This window comes from uncultured Fibrella sp. (assembly GCF_964250085.1).
Classification (GTDB): domain Bacteria; phylum Bacteroidota; class Bacteroidia; order Cytophagales; family Spirosomataceae; genus Fibrella.
In genome coordinates, this window is sequence record NZ_CAXUEC010000003.1 from 401,152 (window position 1) to 417,986 (window position 16,835).

Sequence of the window (16,835 nt, forward strand, 5' to 3'; positions counted from 1 at the left end):
CCAGGGTTCGCCCAGTCCGTTTCTATTCAGGTACGTTATGCGCCAGATACTCAGGCGGCTGGCAGTTTATTCTGCCTGCTTCTGATGACGAAGAAAATGCCGACCAGTACCGCAGGGATACTCAGGATCTGCCCCATGTTGAGCGGGAGTGTATTCTCAAAAGCCACCTGATTTTCTTTCAGATACTCGTAGAAGAACCGGAGACCAAATACCCAGATCAGAAAGATACCCAGAAAAAGGCCACGTGGGGTGTTCTCTTTCATGCGGTTCCAGAGGGCAAAAAGAATAAAAAACAGGGTCAGGCACGAGAGTGATTCGTACAACTGAGCGGGGTGGCGGGGTACACCGACGGGGTACTCGTTGTTATACTTGAAGATGAACCCCCAGGGAACGGTCGTCGGCAGGCCCACAATTTCGTGGTTCATCAGGTTGCCCAGCCGGATACAGGCACCTGCCAGCGCCACCACGATCACAATGCGGTCGGTGGTCCAGAGGAAGGTTTGGCCGGTGAGCCGACTTGATTTGCGGCGGGAGTACAGCCAGAGCGCGGTGAGAATGCCGATGGTAGCTCCGTGACTGGCTAACCCGCGATAGGGGGGCATGATCACTTCCATTGGGTTGCGGAAGAGCACTTCCGGTTCGTAGAAGAGGTAGTGGCCAATGCGGGCTCCCAGCACGGTGGAAACGACCATGAAGATGAGCAGGGCATCCAGATCTTCCTGCGGTTTACGCTCTTTGCGGAAGATGTGGGTCATGATCTGCATGCCGATCAGAAAACCAGCGGCGAAGAGCAGACCGTACCAGCGTATTTCAAAAGGGCCAAAGTTGATGCCAAATAGCGTAAACGCGTCGACGGCGAAGAGAACCGGATCGGCGTCCCAGAGGATATAAGAAAGCATTCGTGTGAGAAGTGAGGAATCTAACGGGCTTTTTTTTGTTATCGGCAAAGATAGACAGATTTCAATCCCGGATGCGCTACACGGATGATACCTGCTGGTCAAACCTGGTTAACCAGCCCTACCCATGAAATATCTACTGATTGGCCTGGTTCGGTTCTATCAGGGGGCCATTTCTCCGTTCTTCCCCAATGCCTGTCGCCACACGCCTACCTGCTCGCAGTATATGGTCGAGGCGATTCAGAAACATGGGGCCGTACGCGGAGGCTGGCTTGGCCTGAAACGCATTGGCCGTTGCCATCCCTGGGGCACACACGGATACGATCCAGTACCTTAAAAAATATGCTAAACATAACACCTGATAATAAACTGACTCGCCTGCTGGTGGTAGGCGACCGGGTTCTGATTAAACCGAAATCGGCGAGCGACCGTACCACGTCTGGTTTGTATCTGCCGCCGACCGTGCAGGAAAAGGAACAGGTGCAGTCTGGGTACGTTGTAAAAGTGGGGCCGGGCTATCCGATTCCGGCTGCGGCCGAGGATGAACCGTGGAAAGAAACGGAAGAGCGGGTAAAGTATATGCCTTTGCAGGCCCAGGAGGGCGATCTGGCGATCTACCTTCAACGGAATGCCATCGAACTTGACTACGAAGGAGTCGCCTATGTCATTGTGCCGCAGGCCTCGATTTTACTCCTCGAACGCTCCGAAAGTCTGTTCGATTAGAGCCGTACACGTAACGTCGTACGCGGTACCGTGTAGGTTGATAGCATAGTATATCTTTCGCTGACTACACAACTGGTGCCGTGTACGACGTTCGCTAACCGATGTTTGTATGATCAGTCGTATCGTTTTGTTATTTACCCTGATGAGCGCAGTGACAAACAGCTTATCTGAGCCTGGCAAGTCGCTCGAGGCCCGCATTGCCGGTAAAAAGTGGCAACGACGGGTGGTACTTGTTTACGCCCGCGACGCCGGTAACGCTGATCTGGTAGCTCAGAAACGGGTATTCGCCGAGCAGCGAACCGGCTTTACCGAGCGTGATTTTGACCAGATCGTGGTGCTGGAAAGCGACCTCACCGAAGCCGACCGGACGTACCTGCGCGGCGGCGACCGGAAACTGAGCCCTACCGCTGGTTTTATGACGTACCTGATTGGGAAAGATGGTGGTGTAAAACAGCGTTTTTCAAAGCCAGTGGCGACATCTGAACTCTTCCAAATCGTTGATGCCATGCCGATGCGACAAAGCGAGATGGGACGAAAAAACTAACGTAGCCTGCTGGTTTATAAGCTAAGTAGCTGCTTGACAGTGTCGGTATAGGTACTCCCCGTGGTGAGCCGGGTCGCTTTTTTGTCGGTCAGGGTGAGCACGAATTTACCGTCGAACTGCTTCTGGCACTCCCGGATGCGGTGGCTGTTCACTACCGCCGAACGGCTCACGCGTACGAAGGTGTCAGGGAGGCGCTCGCAAAGGTTAGTTAGCGTATAGGAGGTCAGGTACTTTTGCCCGTCGGTGGTTGCCACGAAGACGTATTTCTCTTCAGCTTCGAAGAAGGCTACGTCGGTGAGGGGGAGGAGCAGGATTTTTTCGCCCGTTTTTACCGAAATCGAATACAATTCTTTTCGGGGCTTCATCTGTTCCAGTAGCCGCATCAAATTATCGGCATAGGGGTTAGCGATAGCAGGCAACGTACCTGCGGGTCGGCTACCAACCAGGTTTCGAATCTTGGCCACCGTGCGGTCGAGCCGGTCTGTTTCAATCGGTTTCAGCAGGTAGTCGACAGAGTTTTCTTCAAATGCCCGAATGGCATACTGATCATAGGCGGTGGCAAATACAACAAGCGGCATATACGAAAGCCGGGCCAGCATTTCGAAGCCATTAAGCAGCGGCATCTCAATATCGAGAAAGATCAGATCGGGCCGTTCTGTCTCAACAAGGGCCAGTCCCTCGGCTCCATTTCGGGCTTCACCGATGATCGTGAACGTGTCGGCGCGAGGCAGCAGTAGCCGTCGTAACCGGCTGATGGCCAATGGTTCGTCGTCGATCAGGATTGTATTGAGTGGTAGACTCATAGCATGTTGAGTTTAATGATCACCTGCTTCTTCGGGTCGTTCTGCAAGGTAACTGTTGCTGCTTCACCATACAGCAATCGGAGTTTATCCTGAATGCTCCGCAGGCCATAGCCGGCACCCATCGTGTCGGGGAAGGCCGGCCCGTTATCATGTACACAAAGCGTGAGCCAGCCAGCATCTTCGGTAATCTGGATGTCGATCAGTCCACCGTCGGCGCGTTTGGCGATGCCATGTTTAATCGCATTTTCCACCACCGGTTGCAGCAAAAACTGAGGAATCTGGGTCTGGCTTATAGCCTCGGTGATGGGTGAGATGGTGAAGGTGAGCCGGTCGCCAAACCGTACTGACTCAACCTGTAGGTACGTCTTCACCATGTCGATTTCGTCGGCAAGACTACTAAAATGCGACCCGTCACGGCCCGTGGTGTAGCGAAATAGCTTCGACAGGTGCAGCGTCATGGACTCAGCTTTGTCGGGGTCTTCATGTACCAGGCTGGCAATACTGTTCAGGGCGTTGTAGAGAAAGTGCGGGTTGATTTTGGCCTGAAGCGCATCCAATTCAGCACGCGTTTTCAGTTTCTCCATATTCAGCAACTGAAATTCCTGTTCAGACAGCTTGCGTGTCACCTGCCGCCCCTGATGCAACAGGTAAAGTATGCCGTTGGCGGTGAGTAGATAAGAAAGTAAATAGATGCCGCCGGGAGCGTTGTCATTTACATAGCCAGGCCGTTGTGCCAGTTCAAGTACCGCCTGCCGACCCAACCAGAAATAGCACAGAAAACTGGTAGCTGTGGTAGAAACGATCGTCATGACGGTGACTAACAGGTGCCGGACCCAGATTGTCCAGTTCTTCTGGTCGAGCCATCTGGAAATAGCCCAGACAAGCAGAAAGGTGGTGGCTCCCTGCAAAACGTTCAACGTGACCAGAAACCGGTACAGCATCGCCATTGTCTGGTCTTTCGTGGTCACGATCTGAGCCGTGAAGTAGATTATACCACTGAAGCCATACACGACCAGCGCGCCCAGGGTCATGCCGATCAGTAATCCCCAGCCCGGCTGATTGAGCAGGGTCGTCACCGTAATCGACTCGGCCCGGCCGGGTAGTTTTTCTCGCTTAGCCGAGATGGCCGAGAAATTCATTTTGGCCCCCGACAGGTTCGCTCCTTCAATCGAAACGCCCGACAAATCGCTGAAACTTAGGTTAGCATCGCTCAGATCGGCATTGGTGAAGTTGGCACCATCCAGGGCAGCGAAACTAAGGTCGGCTCCCTTCAGGGTGGCTCCTTCGAAATCAGCTTTCTTAAGGTCTGAAAAACTGAAGTCGGCACCCGTCAGATCGAGCCCGCTAAAGTCAAACCTGGCCAGGTCTTGACCCCTCATTTGCAGGCGTTTGACGCCAGCCGTTCGTTGTATAAGTTGTTCGCGAGTCATGCGTAACGTGGAAGACGGTGGCTATTCGTTATGGGCATTGTATAGAGCCAGAAGCAAATCGATATGCGTTCCTCCCGACTGCTGCTGTGTGATCATTCAAAAACCCAAACCTACTGATGCGACAACGTGCCGACTATCATTTTCCGACGAACCCGGTCCCTAACTCGATGAATTACGCAAATAGCGTGGAATTGAGCAGCCAGACAGTAGACTGGCTAAATTTGTAGGCAAACGAATGAGGGTTAAAATTGCTTTCGCGTAGTTCTTTGACAGGCTTGGCGAAAGCAATTTTAACCCTCATTCGTTTGCCCTGCCAAATTGATCAACTGCCGGATATGTCAAAAAATGTATCGGATGTTGCACCAGGAAATTTCTTCCTGCACCATGCGGGTAAACACATCAATCATTTTGCCCTTCAACTGGTGGTTGTAGCGGATATTCCAACCACCAAACTGGCTCTGTTTATTTTCCTGCAATTCAGGCACCCACAGTAACTCTTCAGCTTTCGGGTTGATCGCCACATTCGCCTGGTGCTGAAACTGGTTGTGCGTCAGGAAGATGACTTCACTCTGGAGTTGCGCCTTTACATCGGGCCGTACGCCTGCATCGAGCTGTCGGAACAACTCCCGATAGTCGTCGCGCCATTGTTTGCCGCCGTAGACGATCACCGGCGAAAAGTTGACATGCACTTCATAACCAGCGTCATAAAAGTCATTGATGGCGGCAATGCGCTTGTCAATACTGTCGGTACGTACGTCGACGAGTTTGCTCACATGGGCAGGCATCAGGCTAAATCGAATGCGTATTTTGCGGTTGGGATTGTAGTCCAGTAAGTCGCGGTTAACGAATTTGGTCGCAAACGTTGCTTTTGCACGCGGGTGGTCGCGGAAGAAATCGAACACCTGCCGAACGCCATCGGTCAGGCTATAGTCAACTGAAACGTCGGAATTACAGCCAATATCGTAGGTCCAGAACGTGGTGTCTGTCTGGTTGGCGGGCTTGGGCCAGGCCAGGCCGTTTACGTGCATGTCAACCGTTGCCAGAATCTCATCCACGTTGGTAAACAGCGTAATCGGATTCACGGGCTTATGCCGGTCTACGTAGCAGTAGGCGCAGCCCGCAAAGCAGCCGTTGGCCAGACTGGGCGCAATATAATCGGAACTCCGCCCGCTCCATTTGCAGGTTTGTGTCTTCAGTTTTCCCAACACCAGCACATCTGACTTTACCTTGAAGTGATTCATGCCCAATTCGGGCAGGCGGTTATGTTGCGTGATTTGCAGGGCTTCAGCGTCGGGATACTGGGCCAGGATAGCCTCTCCCTGTTCATTCATCGCGTCGGCAGTATACAGAACAACAGAGGGCTTGAAATCAGGCATAAATGGTCGTTGAGTGGTATACAAACAGAACGTACCTGATGTCGTTATTGTTCCTTTTATAATAGAGGTAAGTGACTGGTTAACAAGGATATGGCTTTTGTTTTAAGTGTATTTGTGCGTTGCTGTCGCATAGCCCTTCGACAGGCTCAGGGTGACAATCTCACCCAAGGTCGTCATCGACGTACCTGGGTTTCCTGTCACCCTGAGCCTGTCGAAGGGCCACGCGACAGCAACTCATCGAAAAGCAACTTGTCACCTACTGGTAACGTACCTGGAAGCAGGCAAAACCGTTATGTCTATCAGGGAGTTTCGTTTGCCAAACCCACCCAATCACTGTATTTTTGACGATTTAGGAGACTACAACCGGAGCGCACTAACTATGACACCAGCCGCCAATGAGTCATCAACCGAGAGGTCGCTGAACTTTTTAGAGCAAATTATTGAAGAGGATATTTCGGCAGGGTTGCACGACGGTCGTGTACTGACGCGTTTCCCGCCCGAACCAAACGGGTATCTGCACCTTGGGCACGCCAAGTCGATCTGCCTGAATTTTGGCCTTGCCCAACGCTATGGTGGACAGACAAACCTGCGTTTCGACGATACTAACCCTGTTACAGAAGATACCGAATACGTTGACTCGATCAAGGCTGACGTACGTTGGCTGGGTTTCGACTGGGCCGAAGAACGCTACGCATCCGATTATTTCGAGCAGCTTTATGCGTTTGCTGAGTCGCTGATTCAGAAAGGGTTGGCCTACGTTGATGAGTCGACGGCGCAGGAGATTGCGGCTATGAAAGGCTCGCCTACGGTACCGGGCCAGAACAGCCCGTACCGGGATCGGTCGGCCGACGAAAACCTTGACTTATTCCGGCAGATGCGCGCAGGTACGTTTCCCGACGGCGCGAAGGTGTTGCGGGCTAAAATTGATATGGCCTCGCCGAATATGCATTTCCGGGACCCGATCATTTACCGGATCAAGCACGCGCATCACCACCGTACGGGCGACACCTGGTGCATTTACCCTATGTACGACTTTGCGCACGGTCAGTCTGATTCCATCGAGCAGATCACGCATTCGGTTTGTACGCTCGAGTTTATTCCGCACCGCCCGCTCTATGACTGGTTCATCGAGAAACTCGACATTTTTCCGTCGAAACAATACGAGTTTGCCCGGCTGAACCTGACCTATACGGTGATGAGCAAGCGCAAGCTGAAAAAGCTGGTGGAAGGCGGCTTTGTGACGGGCTGGGATGACCCCCGGATGCCGACCCTGGCCGGCATTCGGCGGCGGGGTTACACACCGGATAGCCTGCGTGAATTCTGCGAGCGAATTGGTGTAGCGAAACGGGATAACCTGATCGACGTGGGCCTGCTGGAGTTCTGCATCCGTGAAGAACTGAACCGCACCACCGACCGGGTTATGGCCGTTGTTGATGATAATCCCATCAAACTGGTGCTGACCAATTACCCGGAAGGGCAGGAGGAAACACTGCATATTGAAAATAACCCCGAAGACCTGACCTCAGGCACCCGGCCTGTGCCGTTTAGCCGCGAACTCTATGTGGAGCGCGACGATTTTATGGAAGAGCCTTCGAAGAAGTATTTTCGGCTGGCTCCCGGTAAAATGGTGCGGTTAAAAGGCGCGTATATTGTTCAGTGCGACGCTGTTATCAAGAATGACGCGGGCGAAGTAACCGAATTGCACTGTACCTACATGCCAGAGAGTAAAAGTGGTCACGATACATCGGGCATCAACGTCAAGGGCACTATTCATTGGGTGTCGGTTGCCCATGCCGTGCCTGCTGAGGTACGTCTTTACGATCGTCTGTTTGCCGTTGAAAACCCGGCGGTTGAGGAAAAAGAACTGGAATCAGACGATAGCAACGCATTTCTGTCACTGCTCAATCCAACCTCACTGGTTGTGGTAAAGGCGCTGGTTGAGCCTAATCTGGCCGACCGGGCGGTGGGTAGCCGCGTTCAGTTTATGCGCAAAGGGTACTTCACCGTCGATGCCGATTCGACACCCGGCCACCTGGTCTTCAACCGCACCGTGACGCTCAAGGATGCCTGGGCGAAGGAAGTGAAGAAAAATTAGTTCAACGTCTAAGGTTTAAAGTCTAAAGGCTCCGCTTATTAACCTAATTGGTGATAAGCGGAGCCTTTAGACTTTAAACCTTAGACGTTGAACTAATTTCCCCCATTCATCACTTTTTTCTCTGCCCTTTACAACGAGTTATTGATATTTGTACTCTCTTGATTGTTAAATCATTGGCCCTCAATATGCTGGTTGGGCCAGTAACCAATTGTAATATGACTCGACTCGTTTACCTTTCCCGCCGGTTACTGCTCGTGTCTGGAATAACCGGGCTACTGGTCAGTTGCACCCCAGCGCAGTATGTACAATTGCACCCCGTGTCTGGTCCGATCGCGCCCGTCGACGGTCGTTTGGTAACGAAAGCCAGCGCCGATAGCCTGGAGGTTGTCGCTTCGTTCGAGCGGGAAGACATGGAGTATCTGGCCCTGGATATTGAGCTGAAAAACCGCACGGCGACTACGATCGAGATCAACCCGGCTGATTTTCAGGTGGAATTGCTCAACGCGGATCGCCAACCGTTGACGTTGCCTGGGACAACCAACATCCGGCAGGCGGCTGATCCTGGCTATGAAGCTGGTCGGACGGAGTTCAATATCAAAAAAGAAGAGAAACGGCTGAAGACGGCCAAAATCCTGAATACGGTACTGCTGGTGGCCGTGGTTGCAAGCGATATTGCCTCGACATCATCGCGCAGCACGAACCGTGACTATAAAAGCTGGGCCAACAACCGGGTTTCCCATGACGTGGCGTATAACCTGATTCAGGCCAAGCGCGTTATTGATCATGGCGTATTTGTTGATCGGATGCAGCGTTATCAGTTTGAAGGTTACCGCTGGCGTGAACTGGCCCTGAAACGCTCGCTGGTGCATCCGGGAGAGTCTGTACGGGGCTTTGTATACTTGCCAAAGGTGAAAGAGGCGGCTTTTCTAAATCTAAGCTACCCGTCAACCTCAGGTACGTCCATCCAGCTTTTATTTGAACAAACCCTGACAAAAGCCCGCCCGAAGTGAGGTTTGTTGAGATCAGGGTCTACCCATTACCGGTCAAGGCTCCGCTTATTGACCTGATGGTGATAAGCGGAGCCTTGACCGGTAACGGGTAGACCCTGATCTCAATACCCCCCATTATATTTCCGTAGGGCCCATTCAGTGCCGGCCAGCACCAGGATGAGGAAGAAGAGCCAGCGCCAGTTGATCAGTTCGTTTAGTGCTTCGATGCTGCTCAGTCGGGCTGGGTTATCCCTTTTTGTCAGGTCATTCACTAAGCTGGCGGCATCTGCGCCGTTGCGGAACGTCCCCCCCGTCTGAACGGCCAGTTGCCGGAGCAGACCGTGATCGGCGGTCGTGTTCAACGCTTCGAGCTGCACATCCCGCACAATAAACTGCCCGGTCGACTGTTCAGCGCGGTTATTCAAGGTGGCCGTGGCTTTGTAGCGGTAAACACCGTCGGGGAGGCGGCTAATGTCGAATCGACTGTTGGCTTCGGTTGGCGTGTAAGTGAACGTGCGGATCACGTCGCGCTCGTCGGTAACTTCCAGTTTTACAGGTACGTCGTAGAGCCGTTCGTAAATGTCGTTGTAGAGTTCGGTTTCAAACGAGACCGTTTCGCCCGCCACAAACTCGTTTCGAATCGGGTAAACTCGCAGTTTCCGGCGGTCTTCTTTTACCGAAATGAGTTGTAATACCTTCTGAATCAGCTCGTCGACAACTTCCTGCTTGTCGGTCAAAGCGTATTCTTCCAGCCGCCACTGCCAGATGCCTTCACCCAGGAGAACGGCGGCTTTGCGGGTGCCCGTTGTATTCAGGGCCAGCATGGGTTTGGTGGTACGCACCGTACCAATCTGTTGCCAGAGCACCGTTTCGCTACCCGGTAACAATTTGTATTCGCCGTAGGGAGACGTCAGCGGCGGTAGTTTATCGAGAATTTCCAGCTTGGCCGGGTCCAGGTTCAACTGCTTGAAACCGCTGTTGAAGTAAGCCGTTGTTTTGTCGACCTGATTGGGCGGTCCCAGCACGCTGATGACCGGATTGATCAGGTTGAGTGCGGCCGTCGACGACTGTGTGCCAACCACGAATAACGTAGGCGTATTCTGCGCCATCAATTTGGCCACTGCGGCATTGCCCAGGTTACTCAGATCGGGGAGTTGGTGCAGGATCAACAGATCGTAGGTCTTATCAATCGGAATACTGGTGCCTTCAGCGGTCGTGAGCGTGCGCACATCGACTTCGTAGTTCTGATTCTTTTCCAGAATGGCCCGTAGTGCTTTCAGGTCGGGATGCGGAGCCAGGCCCAGCAGTAATACCTTCTCACGTCCGTCGATCACTTCAATGTATACGTCCTGCCGGTTATTGGCAGTACTGAATTCACCCGACTGTGGCAGCACCTCGACCGTCAGCCGCTGTACGCCTTTCTGCGTGGCTGATGTCTGAAACTTTACCTGAGCAAACGTTTGATTCCGGTCGAAACGAACGGTCTGCCGACCCACTTCCCGTGTGCCCTGACGAAGAACGACCAGTGCGCTGCGCCCCTGAAATCCATTGCTAATGATCTCAGCCTGAACCGGAAAGGCGTTGTTCAGGTACGCTACCCGGTTGGCAATTACCCCTTTCAGCGATACATCTTTCTTGGGAATCGTATCGCCTAAGCCAATTGTATGCACGGCAAAAGGGTAGGACGTAAACGTAGGCGAAAGCCCCTGATTAGTAATGCCATCGGTGACCAGCACCACATCGGTCAGGTGACGCCCTTCATAGTCAGACCGAATGCCGGTCAGGAGGGAAGCCAGGTCGGTGGTGCGTTGCCGAAACGGTAGTTGGGTCAACTCATCGGGCGCCGTTGTGTCAGACAATGTACGGACGGCAACTTCATAGCCCTTATCGGTAAGTTGTTGCCGGAGGGTGTTCAGGAACGTCAGTGTCTGATTCACTGCCGGCCGACCAGCCGCGGCTACCGACTCCGAGTTGTCGATGGCGAGCACGATTTTGGGCGCTTCTGTATGCGTCTGAAAACTTCGGATTAGCGGATTCAGCAGCAGAAACGCAACCAGGCTGACCACCACAAACCGTAGCAGGGCCAACCCCCAGTTCAACCGGCTTCCCCAGCCGCCGGGGATAGTGGTTCCCGGTAAGGGTTGGTACATAGACGCCGCATACACGGCACCAGCCAGCAAACAAACCGCTACCCACCAGGGCGAACTTTGGAAGATTAGAGACATAGAAAGAGAGTCGAAAGTCGGAAAAAGTCCACAGCCTGGAAAGTTACTATTACATTAATGGTCGGCACTTAGCAAATGAGTCAGTAAAGGGAACTGACTTTCCAGACTGATAACTATTTCCGACTGTTATCGACTTTACGTCAACATACCGCCATCGACCTGAAGTACCTGGCCGGTAATGTAGCGGGAAAGGTCTGACGCAAGAAATAAACATGCATCGGCTACTTCGTCGGGCTGACCACCGCGTTTGAGTGGAATCTGCTGTTTCCATTCCTCAATGGCCTTTTCGTTCAACTCACCCGTCATTTCCGTTTCGATAAAGCCTGGTGCAATGGCGTTTGAGCGAATGTTGCGGGAGCCTAATTCAAGCGCAACTGATTTAGTGAAGCCAATAATCCCTGCTTTGGAGGCGGCATAATTGGCCTGGCCCGCATTTCCCCGCAAGCCAACCACCGATGTTAAGTTGATGATGGAGCCTGCTTTGGCCTTCATCATAGGCTTGATGGCCGCTTTTGTCAGGTTAAAAACCGATTTCAGGTTGATGGTGATCACCGAATCCCACTGTTCTTCGGTCATGCGCATCAGCAGTCCGTCGCGGGTGATGCCGGCATTATTGATCAGAATGTCGAGGCGACCAAAATCGGTGAGCACCTGGGTGACCAGTTCGTCGGCGGCTTTGTGGTCGGAGGCGTCGGAGCGATAGCCTTTGGCTACGATGCCAAACTGGGCCAGTTCAGCTTCCAGTGCTTCGCCTTTCTCAACGCTCGACAGGTACGTAAAGGCCACGTTGGCCCCTTCCTGCGCAAATCGTAGGGCAATGGCCCGACCAATTCCACGCGATGCGCCCGTAACCAGGGCGACTTTTCCGGTAACTAAATTCATGAATGTAGAAAATTGACTCAAAAAAACGTCAGGGTTTACAACGAACCGCAGGCAGTAGGAATCATACGGACACGACTGACCACAAAAAAACCGTAATCAGTGGCTCATCGAACCACGTACCTGATCAGATAAGTGGTTTAATGAGCCAAAATTACGGGATTGTCAGGGGATGGCAACTACTTTTTTGCGCCTGTCATGGTGATAACCAGTTTAAGATCGGTGTCTTCAGAAACTCCCGTATAGGTCATCTTCTGCTGACCGCCTTCTCGTAGAAACAGGCCGTTGGCACTGTACTGACCGGTATACGTAGTACCATTCACTACAATTGGCTGGGTCTTTTTATCGATTATCGTGAAGGTGCTGTCAGTGAGCTGTGCCGTTTGTTTCTCTTTTATGCCTGGTGCATCAAAGTCCAAAGTTAACTGGTTGGTGGCCTGTAGTTTACTTACTCCTAACGTACCTGTGTAAGTTTCCGGGTTAGTTACTCTTGACCCAAACCGGACAACAACATTGTACCCAATGGTGTAGGTGCCCACCAGCCGATCACGGGGGTCGACAGCAGGGGTTACTGAATCGGTACCAATGGTTTTTGTACAGGAAGTGGCAACTCCCGCTACGAAGAGCAGAAAAAAGGCCAGACGTTTCATACTATTGAATGTTATGGGTGATCGGTTCACAACGAATAAAGCTGGAAATTCAAAAACCATGCCTGAGATGTGCCCCAGGTTGGTTAGTCTAGTAACGTAAATTGTAGTAGAAATAAGATTATCGTGCCTAATTACTTTCCCTAAACTGACTAAACGCCAATGAACCGATTTTGTGTACTGCTCATCTGCCTGCTGTCCGCGTTTGGTACGCAGGCACAACAACGCCTGATCCGGGGACTGGTTCTGGACGAGGCAACGCAGCCACTTCCAGGTGTTCTAATTCAACGTAAAGGGCTGGCAACTGGTGTTCAGTCGGGCAAAGATGGTCGATTTGCCATCAAGAGTCCGCCCGGTAGCGTCACACTCACCGCCCATTTTATCGGCTACGTTAGTCAGCGTATTGTGCTAAAAAACAATGCCGATACGCTGACTATCAGATTGATGCCCGATACACGAACACTGGACGAAGTAGTGATAACAGGCTATGGTACTACGGCGAAGCGAAGCATGACAGGCAGTGTTGGCACGATTTCGTCGGCGCGTTCCCGCTCATTCGCTACCAGTGAACGTACCTCCGTGTCGCCCGGCAGAAACGTATTGCCAGGACGATCAGCTCCGCAACTCATATCAACTAACCGACCTGTTCAGGCGGGACAGTTAACGGCGGGCGAAATTCACGATTACAGCAAATGGACACTCTGGCAGGATATCAAAAAGAGCGACCTGAGGGAATATGGTGCCCTTTGGCGGCAGGTACCAGCCGAACGCTATTCGATTCAGCTCGTTACCCCCGACGGGTTTCCGGTCGTGGACGTACCTATTCGCCTGATCGATAGCCAGCGGCAAGTGATCTGGCAAACCCGAACCGATAACACTGGCCGGGGCGAATTATGGGCAAATCTGTTTCATTATGACGGCGATTCAGCAGTTGCCACTAAAGGAAAACTGACCGTAGAGGCCACGGCCGAAGGACATACCTATACTCTGAATCGCCCTGCTGCGTTTGGCAAGGGAACAAACAGCCTGACCATCGGCCAGGCTTGCCAGGGTGCGCCGCAGACGGTTGATGTTGCCTTTGTGGTGGATGCTACCGGCTCGATGGGCGACGAGATCGCGTTCCTTAAAGCCGAACTAACCGATGTGATCAACCAGTCGAAACAGGCCGCGACAGGGAGTAATATCCGGTTGGGCAGCGTTTTTTATCGGGATAAAACCGACGAGTACCTGACCCGCCACCGTGACTTTTCTGATCAGCCTGATTCGACGATTTCGTTCATGAAGCGACAATCAGCCGGTGGGGGAGGCGACTATCCCGAGGCGGTCGATACGGCCCTGACGGTTGCCCTAACCCGGCTGTCGTGGAGTAAAACCGCCAAAACACGCCTGCTGTTTCTGGTGCTCGACGCGCCGCCGCACGACGACGACGCTACGAAAGCGTCGTTGCAGCGGTCGGTAGCAAAAGCGGCCGAAATGGGTATTCGGATTATCCCGATTGCGGCCAGTGGTATCGATAAAAGCACCGAATACCTGCTGCGCTCGATGGCCCTTGGCACCAACGGGACCTACGTGTTCCTGACTGACGACAGCGGTATTGGCGACAGCCACATCAAGCCGACGACCGATCAATACACCGTTGAAAAACTGAACGACCTACTGGTAAGGCTGATTGCAAAGTTTACCCAAACGCCCGACTGCCGCCCGCAGGTAGGCCAGGCAAACACGCAGGTACGTTACACGGAGCAAGGGCAGCCGGTAGATACCACGTCGAAGCCGAACCGGTCGGGGGGCGAACCTCGCTTTAGCTACTTTCCGAACCCCACCCGCGATTACCTGACCATCGAGAGCCAGGACAGCATCCGCGAGTTGTTTGTGATGGATATCACCGGCAAAGTGCTGATGCGCGAAACACCCGACCAGACCACTACCCGGCTCAACATGATGCCATACCCCACCGGAACGTACCTGTTCCGCTTCGACGCGGCGCAAACCTGGCAGGCAGGCCGTTTTCTGCTGAATAAATGATCGTACCACGGACTTCAGTCCAAAAATTAACAGATACGGACTGAAGTCCGTGGTACGTCACACGAAGAAATCGGGATTGAAATTCATCAGGAAAGCTTCGTCGGTGGCGCGGGTAAGGGCCGTGTAGAGCCAGCGGATAAATTCCTGATTGGTTTGCCCTTCCGGCAAATACCCCTGATCAATGAACACCGCGCTCCACTGGCCGCCCTGCGCCTTGTGGGTAGTGAGGGCATAGGCAAATTTCACCTGAAGCGCACTCAGGTACGGGTCGCGGCGAATGGCTTCCGACCGTTCCTTTTTATTAGTGATGTACATGTAATCCTGCGACACACTTTCGTACAGGGCTTTATTCTGTTCCTGACTCAGCGAGGGCGTCGAGGTATGCAGCGTATCGAGAATGATTTTAGCCTCAAAATCGGGCTGATCTTCGTAATCGACCAGATGCAGCGTGACAGTGGCAAAGCGGAACCCATGCATTTCTTCCTGCCGACGTACTTTCATCACCTCCGCAAATTCACCGTTGGCCAAGAATCCGGCCGGTGAATCGTCGCCGAGGATGGTGTAGTTATTGCGCGCAATCATGAGCATGTCGCCCGCATCAAGTTCATCCTCACAGTTGTCGATCATACGGCGGATAAACTGATTATACTGCACGGCCATCTTGTTCGACCGGCAGAGGATGGCGGTATTTTCGCGGCCGTATTTGTTGTAGGCATACCGAATACCGTCTTCCAGCTTGTTCTGCGTCATTTTGTACAGATCATGAAACGGCTTCGTCGTAATCCGGATCGACGGAGCCGCCGCTGGTGAACTGGGAGGCGAATCGCTCATCAACCGCTCAAAATTAACGGGTGCTGGTTCGTTCGAAGGGTTAAGGATTTCGTCAGACAATAACTGCCGCAACTCGGTGGCGTTGTACAGAATGCCCGATTCAACGTCCTGCCGCATCACTTCGGTTAGTTCCTGCTCGTAGACAGTCATATCGAACGAGCGGGCCAGGAATCCCCGGTCAAGGGCAGGGCTACCGTCGCGGCCAACGGGTGGCAACTGGGCCGTATCGCCCACCAGCATTAACTTGTTGCCCGGATTCTCGAAAACGAAGTTAATCAGGTCGCTAAGCAGCCCTTTGCCGCCAAATTCGGCTTCATCGGAAATCATTGAGGCCTCATCGACGATAAAGAGCGTTTCTTCATGGTAGTTCTTCTGCCGCTGGAAAGACAACGTTGCTGAACCCTGTTCGGCCACTTGCCGGTAAATCTTCCGGTGGATAGTCTGTGCGGGTTTTTTAGCGTAGTTCGACATCACCTTCGCCGCCCGGCCGGTGGGGGCCAGCAAGACCGATTTATAGCCAAATCGGGGGAGAACTTTGATGAGTGTGCTGATGAGTGTGGTTTTACCCGTACCGGCGTATCCACGCAGGAGGAAGCAGTCCCGGTAATGCTCGTAATCTTCGCGGGTGATGAATTCGCCAATCTTTCCGAAGAATGAAAGTTGCCCTTCTGTTGGCTTATACGGAAACCGTTTAACTAAAAGCTGGGTCGCCGTTTGCGTTTCGTTCATACCTCTAAGTTACGAAAATCCGACCAGAAAGAGAAGGGGCCGGGGCGGGGAAAAAGGCGGTCTGTTTGTTGATTTTAGCTGGTTCGCGCGGCTTGACTCCCCATTGTGCCCGAAAAACCGGTCATGCTACTAAAAAGTAAGTGCGGGGTTGCGTTCGCGATTAAAATTACCTAGATTCACCTTCTCATAACTCCTTCTCCCTCATGAACATTCGGCAGGTACTTCAGCGTAAAACGATTAACACTATTTACTCAGTTGCCCCCGGCGAGACGGTTTACTCGGCTCTGGAACTGATGGCCGCCAAAAATATTGGCGCTGTGCTTGTGCTGGAAGGTGGCGATTTGGTGGGAATTTTTTCAGAACGCGACTATGCCCGAAAAGGGATTCTACAGGGCCGGGCGTCGAAAGACACCTTGATTCGTGATGTGATGACAGCCAACGTAATCACCATCACCCCGGAGCAGTCGCTGGAATCGTGTATGATCACGATGGCCGACAAGCACATTCGCCACCTGCCCGTTATGGATGGTGAAAAACTGGTAGGCATTATCTCGATCAACGACGTCGTGAATACGATTATTCATGACCAAAAAGCCCGCATCAGTTCGTTGGAAAGCTATATCACCGGTAGCTCATATTGACC

15 protein-coding genes are annotated in these 16,835 nt (G+C 52.7%); 7 read left to right on the forward strand and 8 right to left on the reverse strand.

All coding sequences use genetic code 11. The features are described 5' to 3' along the window. Positions 1–50: 50 nt before the first annotated feature. Positions 51–899: a prolipoprotein diacylglyceryl transferase gene (gene lgt / locus ACFE8Q_RS11145; RefSeq protein ID WP_375445469.1), complete on the reverse strand. Its 849-nt coding sequence runs from the start codon at positions 897–899 to the stop codon at positions 51–53. Positions 900–1,023: 124 nt separating this feature from the next. Between lgt and yidD the strand changes: the two genes are divergently transcribed. The 3 genes from yidD to ACFE8Q_RS11160 all read left to right on the forward strand — a co-directional run bounded on the left by yidD (position 1,024) and on the right by ACFE8Q_RS11160 (position 2,163). Then, a complete protein-coding gene (yidD, locus tag ACFE8Q_RS11150) occupies positions 1,024–1,233 on the forward strand; it encodes a membrane protein insertion efficiency factor YidD (RefSeq protein WP_375445470.1) in 210 nt (69 codons plus the stop codon). Between the two features lie 5 nt (positions 1,234–1,238). After that, a complete protein-coding gene (locus ACFE8Q_RS11155; RefSeq protein WP_375445471.1) occupies positions 1,239–1,619 on the forward strand; it encodes a co-chaperone GroES in 381 nt (126 codons plus the stop codon). Positions 1,620–1,728: 109 nt separating this feature from the next. After that, positions 1,729–2,163 (forward strand): DUF4174 domain-containing protein, encoded by a 435-nt coding sequence (locus ACFE8Q_RS11160; RefSeq protein WP_375445472.1) that lies wholly within the window; start codon positions 1,729–1,731, stop codon positions 2,161–2,163. 14 nt (positions 2,164–2,177) lie between these two features. On the opposite strand, the gene ACFE8Q_RS11165 is transcribed toward ACFE8Q_RS11160, so the two are convergent. From ACFE8Q_RS11165 to ACFE8Q_RS11175, 3 genes are all read right to left on the reverse strand, one after another. Further along, positions 2,178–2,966, reverse strand: a complete 789-nt coding sequence (locus tag ACFE8Q_RS11165; RefSeq protein ID WP_375445473.1) for a LytR/AlgR family response regulator transcription factor — start codon at positions 2,964–2,966, stop codon at positions 2,178–2,180. Further along, a complete protein-coding gene (locus tag ACFE8Q_RS11170; RefSeq protein WP_375445474.1) occupies positions 2,963–4,396 on the reverse strand; it encodes a histidine kinase in 1,434 nt (477 codons plus the stop codon). The genes ACFE8Q_RS11165 and ACFE8Q_RS11170 overlap by 4 nt, the downstream gene beginning before the upstream one ends. Positions 4,397–4,734: 338 nt before the next feature. Further along, positions 4,735–5,772, reverse strand: coding sequence for a spore photoproduct lyase family protein (locus ACFE8Q_RS11175; protein WP_375445475.1), 1,038 nt, complete (start codon positions 5,770–5,772; stop codon positions 4,735–4,737). A gap of 379 nt (positions 5,773–6,151) precedes the next feature. Here ACFE8Q_RS11175 and ACFE8Q_RS11180 point away from each other — a divergent pair, with 379 nt between their 5' ends. Together ACFE8Q_RS11180 and ACFE8Q_RS11185 are read left to right on the forward strand one after the other, a co-directional pair. Next, positions 6,152–7,867 (forward strand): glutamine--tRNA ligase/YqeY domain fusion protein, encoded by a 1,716-nt coding sequence (locus tag ACFE8Q_RS11180; protein WP_375445955.1) that lies wholly within the window; start codon positions 6,152–6,154, stop codon positions 7,865–7,867. Between the two features lie 215 nt (positions 7,868–8,082). After that, complete coding sequence (locus ACFE8Q_RS11185; protein ID WP_375445476.1) at positions 8,083–8,877, forward strand: hypothetical protein; 795 nt, start codon at positions 8,083–8,085, stop codon at positions 8,875–8,877. 101 nt (positions 8,878–8,978) lie between these two features. Here the strand turns inward: ACFE8Q_RS11185 and ACFE8Q_RS11190 are convergent, their stop codons facing one another. The 3 genes from ACFE8Q_RS11190 to ACFE8Q_RS11200 form a co-directional block, all read right to left on the reverse strand. Next, positions 8,979–11,081 (reverse strand): VWA domain-containing protein, encoded by a 2,103-nt coding sequence (locus ACFE8Q_RS11190; protein ID WP_375445477.1) that lies wholly within the window; start codon positions 11,079–11,081, stop codon positions 8,979–8,981. A 135-nt stretch (positions 11,082–11,216) separates the two neighbouring features. Beyond that, positions 11,217–11,963: a 3-oxoacyl-[acyl-carrier-protein] reductase gene (gene fabG / locus ACFE8Q_RS11195; RefSeq protein WP_375445478.1), complete on the reverse strand. Its 747-nt coding sequence runs from the start codon at positions 11,961–11,963 to the stop codon at positions 11,217–11,219. A gap of 176 nt (positions 11,964–12,139) precedes the next feature. Then, positions 12,140–12,610 carry a hypothetical protein gene (locus ACFE8Q_RS11200; protein ID WP_375445479.1) on the reverse strand — a complete coding sequence of 157 codons (471 nt, stop codon included), beginning with the start codon at positions 12,608–12,610 and terminating at the stop codon, positions 12,140–12,142. A 159-nt stretch (positions 12,611–12,769) separates the two neighbouring features. On the opposite strand from ACFE8Q_RS11200, the gene ACFE8Q_RS11205 reads away from it, so the two are divergent. Then, complete coding sequence (locus ACFE8Q_RS11205; RefSeq protein WP_375445480.1) at positions 12,770–14,632, forward strand: carboxypeptidase-like regulatory domain-containing protein; 1,863 nt, start codon at positions 12,770–12,772, stop codon at positions 14,630–14,632. Positions 14,633–14,689: 57 nt separating this feature from the next. On the opposite strand, the gene ACFE8Q_RS11210 is transcribed toward ACFE8Q_RS11205, so the two are convergent. Next, positions 14,690–16,192, reverse strand: a complete 1,503-nt coding sequence (locus ACFE8Q_RS11210; RefSeq protein ID WP_375445481.1) for an ATP-dependent RecD-like DNA helicase — start codon at positions 16,190–16,192, stop codon at positions 14,690–14,692. Between the two features lie 203 nt (positions 16,193–16,395). On the opposite strand from ACFE8Q_RS11210, the gene ACFE8Q_RS11215 reads away from it, so the two are divergent. Continuing rightward, positions 16,396–16,833 (forward strand): CBS domain-containing protein, encoded by a 438-nt coding sequence (locus tag ACFE8Q_RS11215; RefSeq protein ID WP_375445482.1) that lies wholly within the window; start codon positions 16,396–16,398, stop codon positions 16,831–16,833. Positions 16,834–16,835: the final 2 nt, after the last annotated feature.

Excerpts from the sequence above, each read along its gene's own strand:
- ACFE8Q_RS11180 (WP_375445955.1), top strand. The coding sequence starts at position 6,152 with ATGACACCAGCCGCCAATGAGTCATCAACCGAGAGGTCGCTGAACTTT.
- ACFE8Q_RS11200 (WP_375445479.1), bottom strand. The coding sequence starts at position 12,610 with ATGAAACGTCTGGCCTTTTTTCTGCTCTTCGTAGCGGGAGTTGCCACT.
- ACFE8Q_RS11165 (WP_375445473.1), bottom strand. The coding sequence starts at position 2,966 with ATGAGTCTACCACTCAATACAATCCTGATCGACGACGAACCATTGGCC.
- ACFE8Q_RS11185 (WP_375445476.1), top strand. The coding sequence starts at position 8,083 with ATGACTCGACTCGTTTACCTTTCCCGCCGGTTACTGCTCGTGTCTGGA.
- ACFE8Q_RS11215 (WP_375445482.1), top strand. The coding sequence starts at position 16,396 with ATGAACATTCGGCAGGTACTTCAGCGTAAAACGATTAACACTATTTAC.
- ACFE8Q_RS11155 (WP_375445471.1), top strand. The coding sequence starts at position 1,239 with ATGCTAAACATAACACCTGATAATAAACTGACTCGCCTGCTGGTGGTA.
- fabG (WP_375445478.1), bottom strand. The coding sequence starts at position 11,963 with ATGAATTTAGTTACCGGAAAAGTCGCCCTGGTTACGGGCGCATCGCGT.
- yidD (WP_375445470.1), top strand. The coding sequence starts at position 1,024 with ATGAAATATCTACTGATTGGCCTGGTTCGGTTCTATCAGGGGGCCATT.
- ACFE8Q_RS11205 (WP_375445480.1), top strand. The coding sequence starts at position 12,770 with ATGAACCGATTTTGTGTACTGCTCATCTGCCTGCTGTCCGCGTTTGGT.
- ACFE8Q_RS11170 (WP_375445474.1), bottom strand. The coding sequence starts at position 4,396 with ATGACTCGCGAACAACTTATACAACGAACGGCTGGCGTCAAACGCCTG.
- ACFE8Q_RS11210 (WP_375445481.1), bottom strand. The coding sequence starts at position 16,192 with ATGAACGAAACGCAAACGGCGACCCAGCTTTTAGTTAAACGGTTTCCG.
- lgt (WP_375445469.1), bottom strand. The coding sequence starts at position 899 with ATGCTTTCTTATATCCTCTGGGACGCCGATCCGGTTCTCTTCGCCGTC.
- ACFE8Q_RS11160 (WP_375445472.1), top strand. The coding sequence starts at position 1,729 with ATGATCAGTCGTATCGTTTTGTTATTTACCCTGATGAGCGCAGTGACA.
- ACFE8Q_RS11190 (WP_375445477.1), bottom strand. The coding sequence starts at position 11,081 with ATGTCTCTAATCTTCCAAAGTTCGCCCTGGTGGGTAGCGGTTTGTTTG.
- ACFE8Q_RS11175 (WP_375445475.1), bottom strand. The coding sequence starts at position 5,772 with ATGCCTGATTTCAAGCCCTCTGTTGTTCTGTATACTGCCGACGCGATG.